The 20,033-nt window shown below is 70.2% G+C and carries 19 protein-coding genes; 7 read left to right on the forward strand and 12 right to left on the reverse strand.

The features are described from left to right. A partial coding sequence (locus tag NRB56_RS34180) for a non-ribosomal peptide synthetase (RefSeq protein WP_153348509.1) occupies positions 1 to 4,829 on the forward strand: 4,829 nt, incomplete at its 5' end. A gap of 56 nt (positions 4,830 to 4,885) precedes the next feature. Here the strand turns inward: NRB56_RS34180 and NRB56_RS34185 are convergent. The 6 genes from NRB56_RS34185 to NRB56_RS34210 all read right to left on the reverse strand — a co-directional run bounded on the left by NRB56_RS34185 (position 4,886) and on the right by NRB56_RS34210 (position 9,271). Further along, on the reverse strand, positions 4,886 to 5,395 hold the full coding sequence (locus NRB56_RS34185) for a hypothetical protein (RefSeq protein WP_227838578.1): 510 nt from the start codon (positions 5,393 to 5,395) through the stop codon (positions 4,886 to 4,888). Beyond that, positions 5,392 to 6,009 (reverse strand): TetR/AcrR family transcriptional regulator, encoded by a 618-nt coding sequence (locus tag NRB56_RS34190; protein ID WP_319943945.1) that lies wholly within the window; start codon positions 6,007 to 6,009, stop codon positions 5,392 to 5,394. Before NRB56_RS34190 ends, NRB56_RS34185 begins: the two co-directional genes overlap by 4 nt. Positions 6,010 to 6,120: 111 nt before the next feature. Then, entirely contained in the window at positions 6,121 to 6,876 is a 756-nt protein-coding gene (locus NRB56_RS34195; RefSeq protein WP_153348511.1) for an SDR family oxidoreductase, read from the reverse strand. Next, positions 6,873 to 7,223 carry a DUF4286 family protein gene (locus NRB56_RS34200; RefSeq protein WP_153348512.1) on the reverse strand — a complete coding sequence of 117 codons (351 nt, stop codon included), beginning with the start codon at positions 7,221 to 7,223 and terminating at the stop codon, positions 6,873 to 6,875. The genes NRB56_RS34195 and NRB56_RS34200 overlap by 4 nt, the downstream gene beginning before the upstream one ends. A 4-nt stretch (positions 7,224 to 7,227) precedes the next feature. Further along, positions 7,228 to 8,004 (reverse strand): SDR family NAD(P)-dependent oxidoreductase, encoded by a 777-nt coding sequence (locus tag NRB56_RS34205; RefSeq protein ID WP_153348513.1) that lies wholly within the window; start codon positions 8,002 to 8,004, stop codon positions 7,228 to 7,230. A 28-nt stretch (positions 8,005 to 8,032) separates the two neighbouring features. Next, positions 8,033 to 9,271 (reverse strand): amidohydrolase family protein, encoded by a 1,239-nt coding sequence (locus NRB56_RS34210; RefSeq protein WP_153348514.1) that lies wholly within the window; start codon positions 9,269 to 9,271, stop codon positions 8,033 to 8,035. A gap of 154 nt (positions 9,272 to 9,425) precedes the next feature. Between NRB56_RS34210 and NRB56_RS34215 the strand changes: the two genes are divergently transcribed. Next, complete coding sequence (locus NRB56_RS34215; protein WP_153348515.1) at positions 9,426 to 10,112, forward strand: TetR/AcrR family transcriptional regulator; 687 nt, start codon at positions 9,426 to 9,428, stop codon at positions 10,110 to 10,112. Between the two features lie 8 nt (positions 10,113 to 10,120). Here NRB56_RS34215 and NRB56_RS34220 read toward each other — a convergent pair whose 3' ends face one another. The 3 genes from NRB56_RS34220 to NRB56_RS38520 form a co-directional block, all read right to left on the reverse strand. Further along, the gene (locus NRB56_RS34220; RefSeq protein WP_153348516.1) at positions 10,121 to 11,476 is read right to left on the reverse strand and encodes a cytochrome P450; all 1,356 of its coding nucleotides are present in this window, start codon (positions 11,474 to 11,476) and stop codon (positions 10,121 to 10,123) included. Positions 11,477 to 11,524: 48 nt separating this feature from the next. Beyond that, positions 11,525 to 12,367, reverse strand: coding sequence for an SDR family NAD(P)-dependent oxidoreductase (locus NRB56_RS34225; protein ID WP_153348517.1), 843 nt, complete (start codon positions 12,365 to 12,367; stop codon positions 11,525 to 11,527). Positions 12,368 to 12,443: 76 nt separating this feature from the next. Next, on the reverse strand, positions 12,444 to 12,668 hold the full coding sequence (locus NRB56_RS38520; protein WP_194291105.1) for a hypothetical protein: 225 nt from the start codon (positions 12,666 to 12,668) through the stop codon (positions 12,444 to 12,446). On the opposite strand from NRB56_RS38520, the gene NRB56_RS34230 reads away from it, so the two are divergent. Continuing rightward, positions 12,658 to 14,202 carry a FadR/GntR family transcriptional regulator gene (locus NRB56_RS34230; protein ID WP_319943946.1) on the forward strand — a complete coding sequence of 515 codons (1,545 nt, stop codon included), beginning with the start codon at positions 12,658 to 12,660 and terminating at the stop codon, positions 14,200 to 14,202. The genes NRB56_RS38520 and NRB56_RS34230 overlap by 11 nt on opposite strands. A 12-nt stretch (positions 14,203 to 14,214) precedes the next feature. On the opposite strand, the gene NRB56_RS34235 is transcribed toward NRB56_RS34230, so the two are convergent. Further along, positions 14,215 to 15,033, reverse strand: coding sequence for an SDR family NAD(P)-dependent oxidoreductase (locus tag NRB56_RS34235; protein ID WP_153348518.1), 819 nt, complete (start codon positions 15,031 to 15,033; stop codon positions 14,215 to 14,217). Positions 15,034 to 15,211: 178 nt separating this feature from the next. On the opposite strand from NRB56_RS34235, the gene NRB56_RS34240 reads away from it, so the two are divergent. From NRB56_RS34240 to NRB56_RS34250, 3 genes are read left to right on the forward strand one after another with little or no spacing between them, the layout of a single operon-like run. Next, positions 15,212 to 15,550 carry an ArsR/SmtB family transcription factor gene (locus tag NRB56_RS34240; protein WP_153348519.1) on the forward strand — a complete coding sequence of 113 codons (339 nt, stop codon included), beginning with the start codon at positions 15,212 to 15,214 and terminating at the stop codon, positions 15,548 to 15,550. After that, positions 15,547 to 16,047, forward strand: a complete 501-nt coding sequence (locus NRB56_RS34245) for a pyridoxamine 5'-phosphate oxidase family protein (protein WP_153348520.1) — start codon at positions 15,547 to 15,549, stop codon at positions 16,045 to 16,047. Before NRB56_RS34240 ends, NRB56_RS34245 begins: the two co-directional genes overlap by 4 nt. 23 nt (positions 16,048 to 16,070) lie before the next feature. Beyond that, the gene (locus tag NRB56_RS34250) at positions 16,071 to 16,514 is read left to right on the forward strand and encodes an SRPBCC family protein (protein WP_319943947.1); all 444 of its coding nucleotides are present in this window, start codon (positions 16,071 to 16,073) and stop codon (positions 16,512 to 16,514) included. A gap of 2 nt (positions 16,515 to 16,516) precedes the next feature. On the opposite strand, the gene NRB56_RS34255 is transcribed toward NRB56_RS34250, so the two are convergent. Together NRB56_RS34255 and NRB56_RS34260 are read right to left on the reverse strand one after the other, a co-directional pair. After that, positions 16,517 to 18,043 carry a fatty acyl-CoA synthetase gene (locus NRB56_RS34255; RefSeq protein ID WP_319943948.1) on the reverse strand — a complete coding sequence of 509 codons (1,527 nt, stop codon included), beginning with the start codon at positions 18,041 to 18,043 and terminating at the stop codon, positions 16,517 to 16,519. Positions 18,044 to 18,195: 152 nt separating this feature from the next. Beyond that, positions 18,196 to 19,149, reverse strand: a complete 954-nt coding sequence (locus NRB56_RS34260) for a GlxA family transcriptional regulator (RefSeq protein ID WP_153348521.1) — start codon at positions 19,147 to 19,149, stop codon at positions 18,196 to 18,198. A gap of 190 nt (positions 19,150 to 19,339) precedes the next feature. Here NRB56_RS34260 and NRB56_RS34265 point away from each other — a divergent pair, with 190 nt between their 5' ends. Beyond that, positions 19,340 to 20,008 carry a DJ-1/PfpI family protein gene (locus NRB56_RS34265; protein ID WP_319943949.1) on the forward strand — a complete coding sequence of 223 codons (669 nt, stop codon included), beginning with the start codon at positions 19,340 to 19,342 and terminating at the stop codon, positions 20,006 to 20,008. Positions 20,009 to 20,033 lie beyond the last annotated feature (25 nt).

Genomic DNA, 20,033 nt, shown 5'->3' on the forward strand with positions numbered 1-20,033 from the left:
TCCTCGGCGCCGACCGCGTCGGACTCGACGACGACTTCTTCGCCCTCGGCGGCAACTCCCTCATCGCCACCCAGGTCGCCGCCCGCCTGTCCGCGGCCCTGCACACCCGCGTCGGCGTCCGCGACCTCTTCGACGCACCCACCGTCGCCGCCCTCGCCGCCCGCACCGAAACCCGCACCGACACCGGCAACCGCATCCCCCTCGAACCACGACAGCGGCCCCCGCTGGTCCCGCTCTCGCCGGCGCAGCAACGCATGTGGTTCCTCAACCGGTTCGAGGCCGGCCCGGACGGCGCGCAATCCGGCTCGGCGGCAGCGGCGTACAACATCCACGCGGCGGTACGCCTGTCCGGCCTGCTGGACCGGCAGGCCCTCCAGATCGCGGTCGGCGACGTCCTCGACCGGCACGAGTCGCTGCGGACCCGGTTCCCCGCGATCGCCGCCTGGACCCTGGATCCCGCACTGGGCCCGGCCTTTCAGGAGATCCTGCCCACCGTCCGGGTGCTGCCCGATCTCACCCCGGTCGCGGTCACGGAACACGATCTGTCACAGCGACTCTCGGAACTGGTCGGCGTCGCGTTCGATGTGACCGCCGAAGCCCCGTTCCGCGCCGGGCTGTTCGAGATCAGCCCTACCGAACACGTCCTCGCCCTCGTGGTGCACCATATCTGCGCCGACGGGTTCTCGATGGGCCCGCTGACCCGGGACGTGATGGCCGCGTACGGCGCCCGCGTCGACGGCGGCGAACCGGCCTGGCAGCCCCTGCCGGTGCAGTACGCCGACTACGCGCTGTGGCAGCGCGAGCTGCTCGGCGACGAGGCCGACCCGGATTCGGTCATCGCACAACAGATCTCGTTCTGGCGCGACACCCTGCGCGGGCTGCCCGAGCAACTGGACCTGCCCGCCGACCGGCCGCGGCCCGCCGTGCGCAGCTTCGCCGGTGACACGGTGGACCTCACCATCCCGGCGGAAACCCATCGGGCACTGGCGGATCTGGCCCGGACGCGAGGCGCCACGCTGTTCATGGTCGTGCACGCGGCGCTGGCGGTGCTGCTGGCGCGGCTGTCCGGCACCGACGACATTGCGATCGGCACCCCGGTCGCCGGTCGCGGGGAACGCGAACTCGACGACCTGGTCGGCATGTTCGTCAACACCCTGGTGTTCCGGACCCGCCTCACCGCCGACGAGCCGTTCACGCGGCTGCTGGCCCGGCAGCGCGAGACCGACCTGCGGGCGCTCGCGCACGCGGACCTTCCGTTCGAGCGGCTGGTGGAGGTGCTCGACCCGGTCCGTTCCACGGCCCGGCATCCGTTGTTCCAGGTCGGGCTGGCCTTCCAGAACCTGAGCCGCACCGGCCTGGAGCTGCCCGGCCTCACCGTCGCCGGCCTGGCGGTCGACAGCGGGCTCTCGCAGTTCGATCTGAATCTGACCCTCGCCGACAGTTACGGCCCGGCGGATGTCCCCGAGGGCATCACCGGATCGTTCACCTACGCCACCGATCTGTTCGATCGGGCAACGGTGCAGGGCTTCGCGCAACGGTTCCTGCATCTGCTCGACGGCATCGCCGCCGCGCCGGACACCGCCGTCGGCGACCTCGAACTGCTGCTCGGCACCGCAGAGCGGGAGCGGATCCTGCGGCGCTGGAACGACACCCGGTATCCGCTGGTCCCGCGCACGCTGCTGGACGACTACCGGCACGCGGTGGCCGCGTATCCGGAGCGGATCGCGGTGATCTTCGAGGACACGATCCTGACCTACCGGGAATTCGACGTCCGGGTGAATCGCCTGGCGCGGCTGCTGATCTCGCGCGGCATCGGCCCGGAGTCGCTGGTGGCGCTGGCGATTCGCCGATCGCCGGAGCTGGTGATCGGCATGTACGCGATCGTGGCCGCGGGTGGCGCCTGGGTGCCACTGGACCCCGACCATCCGGCGGAACGCATCGGGCACGTCCTGGACACCGCCCGCCCGGCCTGCCTGCTCACCACCACCCGGGACGGTTTCGGCACCGACCGGGACGTACCGGCGATCGCGATCGACACGGCCGACCTGTCCGGCTTCGCCCCGGAACCGGTGGCGGCGACGGAACTCCGGGCGCCGTTGCGCCCGCAGCACCCGGCGTACGCCATCTTCACCTCCGGCTCGACGGGACGGCCGAAGGGTGTCGTGGTGTCGCACGGCGCGATCCACAATCAGATCGCCTGGCTGCTGGACCATTACCGGCTCGGCGCCGACGACGTGTACCTGCAGAAGACCGCGACCACCTTCGATGTCTCGCTGTGGGGCTGGTTCGCTCCGCTGCGGGTCGGCGCCACCCTGGTGGTCGCCACTCCCGAGGGCCATCGGGATCCGGCCTATCTCGCGGAAACCATTGCGGCGCATCGGGTGACGGTCACCGATTTCGTACCGTCGATGCTGACCGTGTTCGCCGGGCACGCCCCGGCCGCCGCGTTGTCGACGCTGCGGCACATCTTCGTGATCGGCGAGGCGTTGCCGCCGCAGACCGTGACGGCGATGCGCGCGGTGTCACCGGCCCGGATCCACAACCTGTACGGCCCGACCGAGGCCGCGGTGTCGATCACCTCCTGGCCCGCCACCGGCGCGGACCGGACCAGCGTGCCGATCGGCGCGCCGCAATGGAATTCGCAAGTGTACGTGCTGGATTCGCGACTGCGACCGGTGCCGCCGGGCGTGGTGGGCGACCTGTATCTGGCCGGTGACCAGCTCGCCCGCGGCTATGTGGCGCGGCCGGACCTGACCGCGGACCGGTTCGTCGCCGACCCGTTCGACGCCCCCGGCGCCCGGATGTATCGCACCGGCGACCTGGTGCTGTGGCGGCGGCGCGAGGGCCGGGCGGTGCTGGATTACGTGGGCCGCAGCGACTTCCAGGTGAAGTTCCGTGGTCAGCGCATCGAACTCGGTGACATCGAGTCGGCGTTGCTGACGCACCCGCGGGTCGCACAGGCGGTGGCCGTGGTGCAGCCGTCGGATCTCGGCGACCGCCTGGTCGCCTATGTGGTGCCGGCGCCGAACACGCCGCTGGACACCGCCGAGGTGCTGGGCACGCTCGCCCGCTCCCTGCCCGCGTACATGGTGCCCGCCGCGGTGGTCGAACTGGCGGAACTGCCGCTGAACAGCTCCGGCAAACTGGATCGGCGGGCGCTGCCGCAGCCGGCGTTCACCCGGCAGCGGTTCCGGGTGCCCGTGACACCGGTCGAGCAGATCCTCGCCGAGGTGTTCGCGGAGATCCTCGGCCTCGAACCGGCCGGTGGCGGAATCGGTTTGGACGACGACTTCTTCGAGCTCGGGGGCAACAGCATCCTGTCGGTGCAACTGGTCTCCCGCGCGGCCGCCGCCGGTATCCGGATCGGCGTCCGCGAGGTGTTCGAGTACCGCACCCTCGCCGCGCTGGCCGCGAACGTGGTCCTCGACGACCGGCCGGCGCCGCTGTTGCCCGCCGGTCCGCTGCTGCCGATCGATCCCGCCGACCGGGCGACCTGGAGGCAACGTCACCCGAACCTGTCCGAGGTGTGGCCGGTGACCCCGGCACAAGCGGATCTGTTGCACCGCAACCGATCCGGTGGCACCGGTCCGGTGCGGCAGGCGATCCTGACGCTGCACGCCGTCGACGCCGGCCGGCTGCACGCCGCGGCCGGGGCGCTGCTGGACCGCTACGCGAACCTGCGGGTGGTGTTCGCCACCGACATCGCGGGCAGGCCGGTGCAATTGGTCCTCGATCGGGTCGACGTGCCGTGGCAGACGATCGATCCCACCGCGCCGACCCATCTGGCCCAACTGCTGGCCGACGAGCGGACCGCCGCCTTCTCCCCCGCCGCGCCACCCATCCGGTTCACGCTGTACCGCCTGCCGGAGAACGAGTGGACCCTGACCGTCACCGTGCACGACCTGCTGGCCGACGACTGGTCGATGCCGCTGCTGCTGCGCGACCTCATGGTGCTGTACGCGGCGCACGGTGATCCGACGGCCCTGCCGCCGCTGCCGTCGTTCCGCGACCATCTCGCGCTGCTGACGACCGCGGACCACGAGTCGGCGAAACATGCCTGGGCACAAGCGATGTCGGGCCGTCCGCACCGCACCCGCCTCGTGCCGCCGGGCGCGCGGCGCGAGGCGGCGGCGGGCACGAGGCACCTGGCCATCGAACTCGGCGCCGGACACGCGCGCCGGCTGACGGCCGTCGCCGCCGAACTCGGTGTCACGACCGGCACGCTGCTGGAGGCCGCCTGGGGCATCGTGCTCGCCCGCGGCACCGGCAGCAACGATGTGGTCTTCGGCCGCACGATGCCCGGCCGTCCCGACGAGCTTCCCGGCAGCGAATCGATGGTGGGCGCGTTCGCCGAAACCGTGCCCGCGCGGATTCGGGTGGACGACCGGGCGACGGTATCCGATCTGCTCGGCGCCCTGGACCGGGAGCGGAGAGAGCTGGCGCGGTGGCGATCCCCGGGCCTCGCCGGAATCCGGGCCGCGGCCGGCGCCGAGATCGAATTCGATTCGCTGCTGGTGGTCGAGTCGTATCCGGTCGAGGCGAGCGCCGTCCTCGGCGCGGAGGTCGACGGCATGTCGGTCACCGGCGTCGAGATCCGCCGCGGTCCGGCCCGTCCGCTCACGGTCACCATCGCTGTCGACCGGATGATCACCTTCCGTTTCGACTACGACCCCGACGCGTTCGCGGCCGCCGACGTGGAAGCGCTGGCGGCACAACTGGTCCGGACGGTGGCGGCCGTCCTGCGCGATCCCCGCGGCACGGTCGCCGACCTCGACACCGCCGGCTCCGCGGCGACCCCGCCGTCCGGCCGCGGCGACTCGGAAGGCTGACCGGGCACGCGAAAAGCCCGGCATCCCACGGATGCCGGGCTCGCGCACGGGCCGGGTCAGCCGATGGGGACGAGGTCGCGCACGCTCGCCAGTTGCGTCAGCGGGACGCCGCCGCGGAAGACTTCGGTGCCGCCGAGGGCGGGCGCGCTGATGGCGGCGGCCGTGAGGGCCTGCGCCTTGAAGGCGCGGGCGGCCACGCTCAGCCGGTGCTGGACCGAGCCGATCCGGGCGTCGAGTTCGACCGGGCAATTGTCGCCCCACACCAGGACCTCCGCGGTCCCGTGCTCGAGCGCGTCGAGCACGCCGCGGCGCACCCGGGCATCGGCCTCGAACAGGTCGCCGGACACCGCGATCGCGTGCGGCATCGGCCCGTGTCCCTGGGAGCCGAGCGACCGCTCGAGTTCCAGCACGTTGGCGCCGAGGATCTGCAGCGGCCGCACGTCCTCGGCGCCGGAGATCAGTACGGTGACGTCCCAGCCCGCCATCACCCGATCGAACATCCAACCCCCGACGTTCCGCACGGCGTCGGTCATGCTCGGAGCCACCACCGCCAGCCGATATCTCAGATCGTGCTTGCGGGCGTGAGCTCGCGCTCGAGCGAGCGGACGTACTCCTTGAACACTGTGTTCAGCGGAATCGAGGGGTCGAGCAGCCATGAGGTTTCCATCCCGTTGAGAAAAGCGACTACTTCCACGGCCTTGACGGCCGGATCGATGTCGGTGCGGAACCGACCGGAACGCTGGCCGCGCCGAATCCCCTCCGAGACGGAGGTGAGGGCGGCGCGATAGCGGACCAGCAGGCGATCGTGCAGCGGGGCGTCCGGCTCCAGGTTTTCTATGAGCAGTACGGCAAACATGCCGACCAGGTCCGGGGAACGCCTGAACCGATCGGCGACCTTCACGAGATTCTCGATGATGTCGCCTTCTTGGTCCGCGTGCAGTTCGTCGTCGGTGTCGCGGGCTTCGAGCACAGCTTGCAGCAGCTGCTCCTTGGACTCGAAGTGGTGCAGCAGCCCCGCCGGCGTGACGCCGGCCTCGCGCGCGATCTGGGCGAGTGTGGTACTCCGCCACCCATTACGCGAGAGCAGTCGCTGGGCGACGGCGAGAATCTGCAGCTTTCGTTCCTCACCCTTCGCGAGAAGAGTGTCGTACGGGCGTGCAGAAGGCCGCTGTCCGGACACCGAACTCCTTTGTTCGAATCAACCTACTGAACACACAGTAGGTTGGTTTCCCGCCTGTGACAAGGGTCTCATCGGAAAATCTCGGGCTACCTCCCACCTGCGACGATACGGCTAAGTACGGGCAATCCAGCCGCCGTCGATGTTGAGCGTGTGGCCCGTGACCCAGTCGCTGGCGGCCGAGGCGAGATAGACCAGCCCCCCGACCAGATCCTCCGGATCGCCGAACGGAATCGGGATGGCCGCGCCGATCGCCGCACGCACCTCCGGCGGCACGGTGCGCAGGCCGGCGTCGGTGTTCACCCAGCCCGGCGCGATGGCGTTGACCCGGATACCGTGCGGCGCAAGCTCTTTCGCCAGCGACATGGTCATGCTCACCAGCCCGAGCTTGGTGAGGCCGTAGTGCGCCGAGGGCAGGAACGCGCCGCCGGAGGACTGGTTGACGATCTTGCCGTATCCGCGTTCGCGCATGTGCGGAACGACCGCGCGGGTGCACAGCAGCGGCCCGGTCAGGTTCACCGCCAGCGTGCGATGCCAGACGTCCAGCGGCACGGTGACGAGGCTCTGACCCATGATCTCGGCCATCAGCGCGGCATTGTTGACCAGGATGTCGGCCGAGCCGAACTCGTCGACCGCGGCGGCCGCCATCGCGGCCACGCTGTCCTCGTCGGTGACGTCGACGGCGACCGCCGCGGCCACCAGCCCATCCCGGGTGAGTTCGGCGGCGGCCGCCCGCGCGGCCTCGACGGCGATGTCGGCGAGCACGACGGCCGCCCCCGCCTCGGCGAGCCCGCGGGCGTAGGCGCGGCCGATGCCGCCGCCCGCGCCGGTCACGATCGCGACCTTTCCGGTGAGCACCCCGGCGCTCATGATTCGTGCCGTACGAGCGGACCGTGCGGCGCCCAGAAGGACATCGCGACGCCGGACAGGTCCAGCGAGTCGTGCATGGTCATGGTTCCGGTGGCCACCTGCGCGCGTACCTTCGCCATCACCACGTCCGGATCGTCGTCCATCTCGTACACGACCAGGTAGCGGTGCGCGGGAGCGCCTGCGAGACGGGACATCTCGGTGTCGAGCACGGTATAGCGCCGCGCCGAGACCATCCCCGGCGTGGCCACGACCTCAGGGACGTGCACGGTGTCGTACCACTCGTCGAAGTCGTCGTCGCGGCCCGCGACCGGATTCGAGAAGACCAGATAGAGAGTGTGATTCGGCATCGTGCTACCTTCCGGCCGGTGCCGCGAACCGGGCGGCGGTCGTGTCGATCCAGGCGTCGTAATCGGTCAGCTTGGCCCGCAACTCGTCCCGGCCCATCGGGGAGTCGAGGATCAGGAAGGCCTCGGTGCCGATCGCGTCGACCAGCAGATCGGCCACCTGTTCCGGGGTGAGCGCGCGGGCCAGGGCCGGGTGATCGGCCGGGAAGCCCTCGGACAGCAGCATCGGGGTCAGCATGGGGCCGGGGCAGAAACACGACACTTTGATCCCCTGTGGGCGATACGTGACAGCCAGCCACTCCGCGAGCGCCAGAGCGGCGTGCTTGCTCACCGAATAGGTGGCGTTGCGGGCGTCGGTGGTCATCGCGACCACCGAGGCGGTCGACAGCAGGTAGCCGTCGCCGCGCGCCACCATGGCGGGGGCCACCTCCCGGGCCGCGTGCAGATGCGCCATGACGTGCACGCGAAATGCCTGCTCCCAGTCCGCATCCGGCTTCAGGTCACCGGGCCGCGCCGGCCCGGTGATACCCGCGTTGCTGAACCACACGTCGATCTCGCCGTGGCTGCGCCGCGCCAGTTCGGCGACCGCGCGCACGGTGTCGGGCGAGCCGATGTCGCCGGCCAGGCCGACGGCGCCGATCTCGGCCGTCACGGCCTCGACCTTGGCGGCGTCGAGGTCGGTCACCACGACCTTCGCGCCCGCGGCGGTGAACCGACGTGCGCAGGCGGCCCCGATACCGCTGCCGGATCCGGTCACGACGACCACTTTGCCGTCGAGTTTCATTGCAGTACTTCCCTTCTCGTGTTCTCGGTCAGACGCCGGCCGGCCGCAGGTGGGCGGTCGGGCGGATCCCGACGTCCCAGCCGGCCGCCCGGCGGCGCAACGCCGCGACCGTCGCCTGCTCCCGCGGGATGTGAGCGAACGGGTCGTAACGGAAGTGCCGCATGGCATTCGCGTGGGTGATCTTGTCGATCTCCTCACGGGTGAGCCCGGACAGGCTCGGCCACACTGCTTCCGGAGACCGCGGCCAGGTGCTGTCCGAATGCGGGTAGTCGCATTCCCAGGTCAGATTGTCGATGTTCAAGTGCCGGCGATTCTCCAGACCCACCGAGTCCTCGATGAAGCACAGCAGCACGTGCTCGCGGAAGATCTCCGACGGCAGCCGGCCGCCCAGATCCATGCCGGACCAGTGCCGGGTCTTGGCGTAGATCTGGTCGATCCGCTCCTGGAAGTACGGCACCCAGCCGACGCCGCCCTCGGACAGCGCCACCCGCAGGTCCGGGAACTTGCGGAACACGCTGGACCACACCAGATCCGAGGCCGCCTCGATGAGGCCGATCGGCGACAGCGAGTAGATCACCTCGATCGGCGCGTCCGGTGAGGTGATCGGCACCGTCGAGGAGGAGCCGAGGTGCAGGCACACCACGGTGCCCTCCTCGGAACAGGCTCGCCAGAACGGATCCCAGTGATCGGTGTACAGGCTGGGCAGTCCGAGCGCGTGCGGGTTGGAGCTGAAAGTGACCGCGTGACAACCCTTCCGAGCGGCCCGGCGGACCTCGTCGGCGGCCAGCCGCGGATCCCACAGGATCGGGATCGCCAGCGGGATGAACCGGCCGGGGTAGGTTCCGGCCCATTCGTCGAGGTGCCAGTCGTTGTAGGCCCGCACCATCGCCGCCGACTGGTCGCGCGGCCCGTTCTCCAGGAACAGCTGCCCACAGAACCGCACGAACGACGGGAAGCACAGCGCGCCCAGCATGCCGTTGGCGTCCATGTCCTTGACCCGGGCGTGGATGTCGTAGCACCCGGGCCGGATCTCCTCGACGCAGACCGGTTCGCGGCCGTACTCGGACATCGGGCGCCCGGCCACCGCGTTGAGCGCGGTATTGGGGATTTCGACGCCCTCGTACACCCAGGCCATGGTCCCGTTCGCCCGGCGGATGAATCGTGGCGCCGCCGCCGCGTATTCGGCGGGTAACCGTCCCTCGAAGACTCCGGGCGGCTCGATCACATGATCGTCGACGCTCACCAGGATCAACTCGTCCACATTCATGCCCACTCCTCGGCCGCCATCCGACTGAGTCAGAGTTAAGCATCATGGCTTAATGATGACAAGAGATGCAGTTGCAGGCGGTATATGTCAGCATGTTAGTTAAGTTGGTCACCTTATACACGAACGGCGCGACCGGGCTGCATAGGATTCGGGCATGCCAGCACGCCAGAAGTGGAGTTCGGAGGAGGCGCAACCGGGCAACCGGGACCGCGCCAATTCCAAGGGCGCCGCGACCCGGCTACTGATCCTGGAGACGGCCGAGCAGTTGTTCGCCGAGCGCGGGATCGAGGCCGTGCCGTTGCGGGATATCGCCGTGGCCGCGGGACAACGCAACAACGTTGCCGTGCAATACCATTTCGGCGATCGGGAGAATCTGCTGCGGGCGATCGTCGCGCATCGCGCCGTGCGCAGCGAGCAGATCCGCACCGAGTCGCTCGCGGACCTGCTCGCCGCCGATCGGCCGCCACAACCACGAGATCTGGTGCGGGCCTTCGTCGTCTCGCTGGCCGGGCATCTGGAGGAGGGCAACCACTACCTGGCGTTCCTGTCGCGGCACATCATCGAGCGGGTCGGCTACACCGGGCTCGAGGGGGTGGCCGGCACCAGCATCGTCAGCACGTTCCTCGCGCTGCTCGGCAGGCTGCTGCCGGACCACCCGGCCGCGGTACTGGAGGAGCGGTGGATGACCGTCATGTCCACGACGGTGCACACGCTCTCGCGGTATCAGATCGCGCAGCGTGGTGAGCGACTGACCGGGTCACTACCGGATCTGCTGGAGGATCTGGTGAACTTCCTCACCGCGGGCCTGACGGCGCCGGTCGCCGGGCCCGCGGTGAGGTGAGGCGGAGCTCAGACCTCGGCCGCGTCCTTGCGGACGGTGACGGGTTCGGCGAGCCGCTGCTCGTCGCAGATCAGCTGCAACTTCTCCAGGGTTTCGTCCAGGCCCGCGCCGAGGCGGGGTCCGGGGGTGAAGGTGGCGGGCAGTTTCCGCATGCCCTGGATGATGCCGATGGTCTCGTAGTGCACCGCGCCCTCGGGATCGCAGCGGTAGTCCGGCATCCGGTCGAGCACCGCGACCAGCATGCGCTTGAAGATGGTGCGCGCCACGTTGGATCCGATGCAGCGGTGCACGCCGAGACCGAAACTGTAGTGCCGGTTGCCCTTCCGATCGAGGTCGATCTCGTTCGGGTTCTCGAACACCGACGGGTCACGGTTGGCCATCGCCCACGACAGCCACAGCCGCTCGCCCTCCTTGAACTGCCGGCCGCCCACCTCGCAGTCCTCGGCGATCGTCCGGCCGTCGCCGGGCGCCGGGGTGTAGAAGCGCAGGAACTCCTCGGTCGCCGAGTCGAGCAGCAGATCCCGCTCCCGGCTGAGGGTTTCGCGTTCCTCCGGATGTTCACCGAGCCATTCCAGCGAGTGCGCGGTGAGCGCGGTGGTGGTGTCGAAACCACCGCCGATGATCAGCGCGAGCATGCCCAGGGCGTCCTGGTCGGAGATCGGCTCGCCGAGGAGGGTGGCCCGCGCCACGGCGTCGATCATGCCCGGCCGCGGATTCGCCTTGATCTCCAGATAATTCGCGAGCAGATCGTCACGCATGCGCATGCCCATCTCGACCACCCGTGCCATGTCCGGCGAGGTCGGGGGCGTGTAGACCGACGCGTGCGCGGGCTCGTTGTAGATGGTCCACTTGCGCAACGGGATACCCAGCATCGCCAGAGTCAGCACGGCCGGAACGACATTCGCCAGATCGTCGACGAAGTCGATGCGCCCGGACTCGATGTGCTCGTCGATGGCGGCGCGAATCACCTCGTCGATCACCGGGATCCAGCGCTTGACCGCCGCCGGGGACAGATGCGGATTGAGCACCGCACGCAGATCCTTCTGTTCCGGCGGATCCATCTCCAGGATGCCGGAGCGGATCATGCCCGGCCGGTTCGGCGCCGGGATCGAGATCCCCTGGTAGCCCTTGCGCTCGTGCTGGGGGTCGTGATCGTTGGACAGATGCGGGCAGCGCGACAGTTCGAAGACCTCGCGATTGCCCGCGGCCACCCAGTGCCCGCCGTAGGTGTCGGTCCAGGCGACCGGACACCGATCCTGCATCTCCTGGGTGATCTCGGCGAACTTCCCCCGGTATTGCGGGGCGTGCCGGTCGAAGTGGTAGTTCGGCTGCCGGTGCGCTCCGGCGGCTGCGTCCGCGGTCATGGTGTCGTACCTCGTATTCGACTGTGGGTGAAGATAATTCGGCGACGATCAGCCGTCGACGAAGCCGCTGGTGGCGTACTCGTCGAACACGCCGGTGAACATGGCCGTCGGGGTGAGCGGGCGGGCCGTGACGGTGGGCATGATCCCCTCGCGATGAGCGAGGTGGGTCATGCTCTCCAGTTGTCCCGAATAGCCCACCGGCTGGGCCAGCATCCACGTGATGCCCTCGGCGGCGACCTCCGAAGGCTCCCAGGCGGTGTGGTCGACGCTCGGCAGGTTGGCGAGGGTGCCCTCGGACGCGACCGGCGCGTCGATGCGGAAACAGTTGACCGCCACGCGATCCCCGGCGAGCTGACGGGCCAGGTCGACGGTCATCCGCTCCAGCGCCACCTTCGCCATGCCGTAGGACATCAGGCCGGGCACCGGCTTCAGCGCCGCCAGCGACGAGACGTTGAGGATCCGGCCCTCGCCGGCCGCGCGCAGATGGGCGGCCGCCTGCCGGGCCGCGATCATCGGGGCGTCGACGTCGATGGCGAAGACCAGGTCGTGCCGGTGCTGCGGAATGTCCAGGTCGCCGACGAAGGTGACGGCCGCGTTGTTGACCAGCACATCGAGCCGGCCCAGCGCCGCGACGGTGTGATCGACCATGGCCGCCACCTGTTCCCGGTCCGACAGGTCGACCGGGATCGCGACCGCGGTGCCACCCGCGTCGCGGATCCGCTCGACGACATCGTCGAGGGTGCCCGGAGTCCGGCGCGGCTGATCGCGGGTCGAGCGGGCGGCGCACGCCACCGCGTAACCCCGCGCCGCCAGCGCCACGGCCGTCGCGGCGCCCACCCCGCGGCTGGCGCCGGTCACCAGCGCCACCTTCCCGTTCCCGGCGGCGCTCATCGGCGCCCGCCCGCGGGACTCGCGGCAGATCCGTTGCGGCGGAATGCCTGTGGTACGGCGGTTCTGAGGGGTGATGTCACGGAATATCCTTCGCGGTGGTGTCGCGGACCGGCTCGGAGGGGGGCGTGACGCCGGACGGGGCGCCCGGCCGGGCATCGGCCATGTGTCCCCGGTCACCTATGGTAATCAGGTTCTCATTTTTGGCAAGTGCAATATAGTTGACCAGGTTGCCGGAAGAAGCGCTGGCTGACAGCGGGACCGACGATCGGATAGCAGAAAGGGGTGTCTCGGTGTCGCCCACGGAGTACGCCGCGCCCGGCCCGGGGACGCCTCGCGCACGGCCCGCCCGCAAGACGGCGCATGTGCTCGCCGCGGGTCTGCGGCGGCAGATTCTGAACGGCGCACTCGAGGTCGGTCACCGGCTGCCGCCCGAGACGGAACTGTCCGTCACGCTGGACGTCTCGCGGGAGACGCTGCGGGAGGCGTTGCGCATCCTGGAATCCCAGTCGCTGGTGGAGATGCGGCGCGGGCGCGGCGGCGGCGCGGTCGTGCGACGGCCCGATCCGGTCGCCGCCGGCCGCTACGTGGCACTGCTGCTGCAGGTGCGCGGCACCACCGCGGCGGATCTGCGAACGACCCGGGACGCCCTGGAACCCGCTGCGGCGCAACGGTTCGCCGAGACATGTGGCGAAGAGGGCCTGAACTACCTGACCACCCTGCACGAGGCCGAGCGCGCCGCGACCGGCGATCCGCTGGCGTTCGCCACCGCCTCGGCGGTGTTCGATCAGGCCGTGGTCGAACTCTCGGGCAACCGCTGCCTGGGCGTGCTCACGGGTGTGCTGCGCGAGATCTACAAGGGTCAGGTCTACGCCGCGCTCGAATCCGCCGGCCCGGCCGCGCTCGTCCCGGCGACCCGGCGGATCCTGGCCGCGCACAACGACTTCCTGGACGCCGCGCGCCGGCGCGACGGCGCCCGGGCCCGGCGCGCCTACGACGGCCATCTCGCACGCGTCCATCGGCTGGTCGCCGCGGGCCGCCGCGACCGGCGCGCGGTCGACATCACCCCGTGGTGGCGGGCGCAGGCGGTCCGGGCGGTCGACGACCGATCGCAGCGGGCCGCCACCACCGTCGCCACCGAGATCCGGTCGCGCATCGCCGACGGCCGGCTCGGCGCCGGCTCCCGGCTGCCGCGGGTGGCCGACCTCACCGCCGAATTCGGTGTCTCGCGGCCGACTCTGCGCGAGGGCCTGCGCATTCTCGAGACCGAACAACTGCTCGACCTCCGCGCCGGCGAGCGGGACGGCGCGACGATCCGGCATCCGACCGCCCTGGTCGCCGCGCAACTGACCGGCACCGTACTGGAGTCCCGCCACGTCACCCTCGCCGACTTCTCCCGAGCCCTGCGGATGATCGAGCCGGTGATGATGCGGGCCGCCGCCGGACCCGAGCCCGCCGCCCTGGCCGTCCTGCGCGAGCTGGAATGTGAACTCGCCCAGCACATCTCCGAGACGGAGTCGTTCGTGCGCACCTGGCGCCGGGCGGTGTTCGTGATCCTCACCGGGCTGCGCAATCCCGCGCTCGCCGTCGTCGCCGAGATGCTGCAATGGGTCCGGACCGGCACCGAGGACGCCGTCGCGTCCGGTGCGGCGAGCCTGCCGTGGAGCACGACCACGAATCGCAAGGCGCACGCCATGTTCACCGAACTGATCGGCGCGCTGGCCGAGCACGACGGGCCGAAGGCCGAGGCCGTGTGGTCCGAATGTCTCGACACCTACAGCCCTTTCATCGAATCCTCCGATCTCGGCCGGCGACTAGTCGTCGATCTCGTCGAATAACGCTGCCGGCCTTCAGGTCAGCGCCACTCCTCCGTCGACCTGCAGCACGTGCCCGGTCACGAAGGCCGCCTGCTCGGAGGCGAGATACACGGCGGCGGCGCCGATCTCGGCCGGCCGGGCGACCTGCCGCGCCAGCGCGGTGTTGCGGCGGAACACCGCGCGCTCCTCGGCCCGGCTGGCCTCCGCATCGGTGAAAAGCCCGGTGCCGGGCCGGAATCGGCTACCCGCGCTGGTCTCGGCGGCGAAATCCTCCGGCACGGTGCCGTACGGGGCGATCGCGTTCACGGTGACTCCGCTGCGCCCCACCTCCAGCGCCAGCACCCGGGTGAACGCGTGCACCGCGCCCTTCGCCGCGGAGTACACCGCCATGAACGGATCCCCGATCAGCGCCGACATCGATCCGATGTTGACGATCCGCCCGGCCTCCGCCGCGAGCATGTGCGGCAGCACCGCGTGGGTGCAGAGCAGGGTGCTGGTGAGATTGACGTCCAGATCGGCGCGCCACTGCTCGGGCGTCGTCGACACGAACGGCGCCACCACGGCATTGCCGCCGACATTGTTGACCAGCACGTCGATCTGGCCGAACCGGGCCACCACCGCGTCGACCAGCGCGGTCACCTCCGCCGCGACGGTCACGTCCGCCCGCCGCCAGAACACGTCGGCCGCACCGCGCTCCCGCGCCAGGTCGGCCACCCGCGCGCCGGCCTCTTCGTCCCGGCCGACCGGCACCACCCGCGCGCCCTCGGCGGCGAAGGCCAGGGCCGTCGCCCGCCCGATGTTCGCGGTCGCGCCCGTCACGACGACCACCTTGTCCTGCAACCCTGTGTCCATGGATTCCGTCCGCTCCTGCGGCGACGCCGCGTAACCACGATCTTCCCGGCAAGAATACTATTCTTACTATCGAGAAGAGTGGTCTGCCACCGGCACGAGCTCCGCGTCTTGACAAAACCCCTTCCGCGCCACAGTATTTAACCTGACAGTTAAATAACCGAATGGTGTAATAGTGCCCATGTCCGACGATCAACTCGACCGTGTCTTCGCCGCGCTCGCCGACACCACCCGGCGTGCCATCCTCGCCCGGCTCGCGGACGGCGAGGCAACGGTCGGCCAATTGGCCGAACCGTTCGCGATGAGCCTGCCTGCCGTCTCGAAGCATCTGAAGGTGCTGGAGCGAGCGGGCCTGATCACGCGCGGCCGCGACGCCCAGTGGCGGCCGTGCCGGCTCGACGCCGCCCCGCTCGCCGCGGCCACCGGCTGGCTGGAGCGGTATCGCGTGTTCTGGGACGGCCGCTTCGATCGCCTCGACGAGCATCTGCACCGCTTACAGCGCAAGGAATCGGACTCATGACCGAGACGGCCCTCCCCCAGGGCGACCTGGGACTACTCGATACCGATATCGCGCGGCGGCTGCTGGCCGCGGCCATCCCCGCCCGGCTGGCCTTCACCGCCGCCGACGGCACCCCGCGCGTGGTCCCCATCAACTTCTGGTGGAACGGCACCGAAGTGGTGCTGACCGGATTCGCGCCCTCGAACAAGAATCGAGCCCTGCGGGCGCGCCCCGACGCCGCTCTCACGATCGATACCGATGCCGCCCCGCCGGAGGTGCTGCTGCTGCGCGGCCGCGCCGAGATCACCGAATCCGACGGCCTGCTACCGGAATACGCGGCGGCGATGCGCAAGGGCGGCGACCCGTCGGTGGAGGAGTATCTCGACCGGCTGGCCGGCGTCGCGCCCCGGATGGAACGCATCGCCATCCGGCCCACCTGGGCAGCGGTGATGGATTTCCGCACCCGTTTCCCCACCGGCGCGCCGGAGTGGATGACCGGCCCGCAGCAGTCCGCCTGACCCTCGCGAAAGGATCCACAGTCGTGAACGACCGCGAATTCACCCTCGTCCGAGTCTTCGACGCACCACGCGATCTGGTGTTCCGTGCCTGGCTCGAACCCGACCAGCTCGCCGAATGGGCGGGGCCGGAAGGTTTCACCACCAAGCCGGGCAGCATCGTCGCCGAACCCGTCGTCGGCGGCCGCTACGAATCGGTCATGGTGTCCGATGCCGACGGCGCCGAATATCGCAGCGCCGGCGTCTTCCGCGAGATCGTGGCACCCGAACGCCTGGTCTTCACCTGGGGCGACCCCACCGGCGACGGCGGCGCCGACCACGAGTCCGTCATCACGGTCGCCTTCGCCGAGGCCGGCGACGGTAAGACCACCATGACCTTCCATCTGCTGGCCCCCGGCCCGCTGTCACCCGGGGACGGGGCCGCCACGGGCTGGGGACAGAGCCTGGACCGGCTGGCCGGGGTGCTCTGACGTTACGCGGCCGGGTCGCGCAGTTCGCGCTTCAGCAGCTTGCCGCTCTGATTGCGCGGCAGCGCGCCGGCGAAGCGAATGTGCTTGGGCACCTTGAACGGTGCGATCAGCGGCCGGAGGTGGTCGATCAATTCCCCGGCGGTGGCGGTGTGCCCGTCGCGCAGCACCACGACCGCGGTGATCGCCTCCATCCACCGGTCGTCCGGGACGCCGATCACCGCCACCTCGGCCACCGCGGGATGGGTGTAGAGGGCGTCCTCGACCTCGCGGGAGGCGACCAGGATGCCGCCGGTGTTGATCACGTCCTTGATCCGGTCGACGACGGTGACGAAGCCCTCGGCATCGCGGGTGACCAGATCGCCGGAGTGGAACCAGCCGCCGCGGAACGCCTCCGCCGTCGCCGCCGGATCGTCCCAGTAACCCAGGCACAGCTGTGGCGATCGATAGAGGATCTCGCCGGGTTCGCCGGCGCCGACGTCGTTCCCGTCGACGTCCACCACCCGCGTCTCCACGAAGAACACCGGCCGGCCGCACGAGGCGGGTCGCCGCTCGTGTTCCTCCGGCCGCAGCACCGTGGCCAGCGGGCCGATCTCCGACTGCCCGAAACAGTTGTAGAACCCCAGATCCGGGAACCGTTCCCGCAGCCGTTCGAGCACGGTGACCGGCATGATCGAGGCGCCGTACTGCGCCTTGCGCAGCGAGGACAGGTCGCGGGTGTCCAGATCCGGGTGCTGGGACAACGGCACCCACACCGTCGGCGCGAGGAACAGCGACCCGATCCGGTCCCGCTCGACCCGGCGCAGCACCTCCGCGACGTCCGGGGCCGCCAGCAACCGCACCGTCGCCCCCACCGACAGGTACGGCAGCGCGAACACGTGCATGCCGGCCGAGTGGTACAGCGGCATCGCGACGAGCGGATCGTCGGCGGCGGTGAAATCCAGTGCGATCACCGAGGAGACGTACTCGTACACCAGCGCCTGGTGGGTCATCATGGCGCCCTTGGGTTTCGAGGTGGTGCCCGAGGTGTACAGCAGCTGCGCCAGATCGGTGGGCGCGGCCTGCGCGTCGAGCGCGGGAACCGCACCGGCGGAAGCGATCCCGAGCAGCGACCCGGCGGCGTCGCGCAACGGCAGGACGTGCTCGAGCGCGGTGAGCTCCCCGCGGACCGCCGCGAGCGTCCCCGCCAGCGCCGGATCCACCAGCGCCGCACGCGCACCCGACTGCCCGATCAGGTAACTCAACTCCGCGCCGGTGAGCGCGTAGTTGATCGGCACGTGCACGAGCCCCGCCCGCGCGCAGGCGAGGAATCCGATGACGTACGCGTCGGAGTTGGTGCCGTACGCGGCCACCCGATCGCCCGGCCGCAATCCCAGCCCCAGCAACCACCCGGCGGCCCGCGAGACCGCGTCGTCCAGCTCCCGATACCCGTGCGTCCGGCCCTCGAACTCCAGCGCCGCGCGATCACCGAACCGCGCCGCGGATCGGCGCAACACACCGTCAACGGTGTTTCCCGAAACTCTTTCTGCCACAACACTTTCCTTCTCATCCGGCGCGACCGGCCCGACCGGCGGGCCGTACCGGCCCACCCGCGCACCGGATGCCCGCCCCAGCGTATCGATTCCGTGGCCCCGGTCCGCCCGGTTCGCCCGAGTCGGCCGGGCCGCACCGGGTCTCGCGCCGGTCAGTCGACACTCAGCGATCGGAAGGACGAGCGGTAGGACTGCGGGCCGGTGCCGACGATCCGCTTGAACCGATCGCGGAAGGCGGTCGGCGAGCCGAAGCCGACCTGACCGGCGATCCGGTCGATCGGATGGTCGGTGGTCTCGAGCAGGTGCTGGGCCCGGCGGATCCGGCTGCGCAGCAACCATTGCAGCGGAGTGGTACCGGTCTGCTCGCGGAACCGGCGATTGAGGGTACGGGTACTCATGTTCGCCTGGGCCGCAATATCTTCCAGGGTGATTTCGCGAGTCGCGTTGTCCTCCATCCAGCGCAGCACGGGCTCCAGGACCGAACCCCGCGGCGTGGGCGGCCGGTCGTGGACGATGAACTGCGCCTGTCCCCCTTCACGTTCCAGCGGCACGACCGACAGCCGGGCGGCATCGGCCGCCACGGCCGACCCGTGATCGCGCCGAATCATGTACAGGCACAAGTCCAGTCCGGCGGCGGCGCCTGCCGAGGTGAGGAACTGTCCGTTGTCCACGTAGAGCACGTCCGGGTCGACGTCGACGGCCGGATGCAGCGCGGCGAGCAGATCCGTCCCCAGCCAGTGGGTGGTCGCCCGCAGCCCGTCGAGCAACCCGGTCGCGGCGAGGACGAAGGCGCCGGAGCAGATCGAGGCCATCCGCGTACCGGCGGCGGCCGCCTCCCGCAGCGCGGCGAGCACCTCGCCCGGAATCTCGGCGGTCGGATCCGCGCAGCCCGGCAGGATCACGGTGTCCGCGTCACGCAACGCCTCCAGGCCCCACGGTGGCCGCAACGTGAACGCCCCGGCATCGACGGTCGGGGTCGCACCGCAGATCCGCACCCGGTAGGCGGGGTGACCATCGGGCAGCCGGGTACGGGCGAACACCTCGATCGGCGTGGACAGATCGAAGGGGATGACCCGGTCCAGCGCGAGGACGGCCACAGTGTGCATGGCAAGAATCTAGTATTACGCGGACTTCTCGCCAAGTGCCCGAACGCACGGTTCGGCTCACACGCCCGGTCACGGCATTGGCGAGAACCCGTCGAAAGGTGGCGATCCAGCCGATTCCGGGGAGCGTTCGCGGGCATTAGCGTCGGCGTCGCAGCCGAAGAGATCACCGCACCGAGAGAGGACCGCCACTGTGCTCGCGCAGATCGTGTTGTTCGACGGGTTCGACCCGCTGGATGTCGTCGCCCCCTACGAGGTACTCGCCGCCGGAGGTGTGACGGCCGGCGGCGCACTGACGGTGGAGTTGGTCTCCGCCGAGGGACCACGGCCGGTACCGAGCGGAATGGGCCTGCTGTCACTCACCGCGACAGCGACTTTGGACCCGACGCGGGCCGACATGATCGTCGTGCCCGGCGCCGCGGGCAGCCTGCCCACCGGTACCGGAGAGCTGCCACCGGACAGCATCCCGGCGATCCTGGCCCGTACCCTCGGCACACCGTTGCCGGCTCTACTCGGACAGGCCCTGGCCCGGCCCGGGACGACCGTGGCCACGGTCTGCGGCGGTTCGATGGTGCTCGCGATGGCCGGGCTGATCACCGGCCGCCCGGCCACCACCCACCGGCTCGGCCTGGACGGGCTGGCCGCCACCGGCGTCACCGTGATAGATGCCCGCGTGGTCGACGACGGCGATCTGGTCACCGCGTCGAGTGTCACCTCCGGGCTCGACCTCGGCCTGTATCTGCTGGAGCGAGAACTCGGCCCGCGGGTCGCGCACGCCGTGGAGCAGCTGTTCGGTCACGAGCGGCGCGGAACCGCGTGGCGCGCAGCCGATTTCACCACCACAGCGGGAGTCTCGGCGTGACGCCCGCTGGACGGCGCGCATTCCC

Origin of the sequence: Nocardia aurantia (genome assembly GCF_009604425.1) — a bacterium.
Lineage (GTDB): Bacteria > Actinomycetota > Actinomycetes > Mycobacteriales > Mycobacteriaceae > Nocardia > Nocardia aurantia.

Coding starts and splice junctions, on each gene's coding strand:
- NRB56_RS34195 (WP_153348511.1), bottom strand. CDS start 6,876: ATGAGCGCCGGGGTGCTCACCGGAAAGGTCGCGATCGTGACCGGCGCG.
- NRB56_RS34200 (WP_153348512.1), bottom strand. CDS start 7,223: ATGCCGAATCACACTCTCTATCTGGTCTTCTCGAATCCGGTCGCGGGC.
- NRB56_RS34205 (WP_153348513.1), bottom strand. CDS start 8,004: ATGAAACTCGACGGCAAAGTGGTCGTCGTGACCGGATCCGGCAGCGGT.
- NRB56_RS34210 (WP_153348514.1), bottom strand. CDS start 9,271: ATGAATGTGGACGAGTTGATCCTGGTGAGCGTCGACGATCATGTGATC.
- NRB56_RS34215 (WP_153348515.1), top strand. CDS start 9,426: ATGCCAGCACGCCAGAAGTGGAGTTCGGAGGAGGCGCAACCGGGCAAC.
- NRB56_RS34220 (WP_153348516.1), bottom strand. CDS start 11,476: ATGACCGCGGACGCAGCCGCCGGAGCGCACCGGCAGCCGAACTACCAC.
- NRB56_RS34225 (WP_153348517.1), bottom strand. CDS start 12,367: ATGAGCGCCGCCGGGAACGGGAAGGTGGCGCTGGTGACCGGCGCCAGC.
- NRB56_RS34235 (WP_153348518.1), bottom strand. CDS start 15,033: ATGGACACAGGGTTGCAGGACAAGGTGGTCGTCGTGACGGGCGCGACC.
- NRB56_RS34240 (WP_153348519.1), top strand. CDS start 15,212: ATGTCCGACGATCAACTCGACCGTGTCTTCGCCGCGCTCGCCGACACC.
- NRB56_RS34245 (WP_153348520.1), top strand. CDS start 15,547: ATGACCGAGACGGCCCTCCCCCAGGGCGACCTGGGACTACTCGATACC.
- NRB56_RS34260 (WP_153348521.1), bottom strand. CDS start 19,149: ATGCACACTGTGGCCGTCCTCGCGCTGGACCGGGTCATCCCCTTCGAT.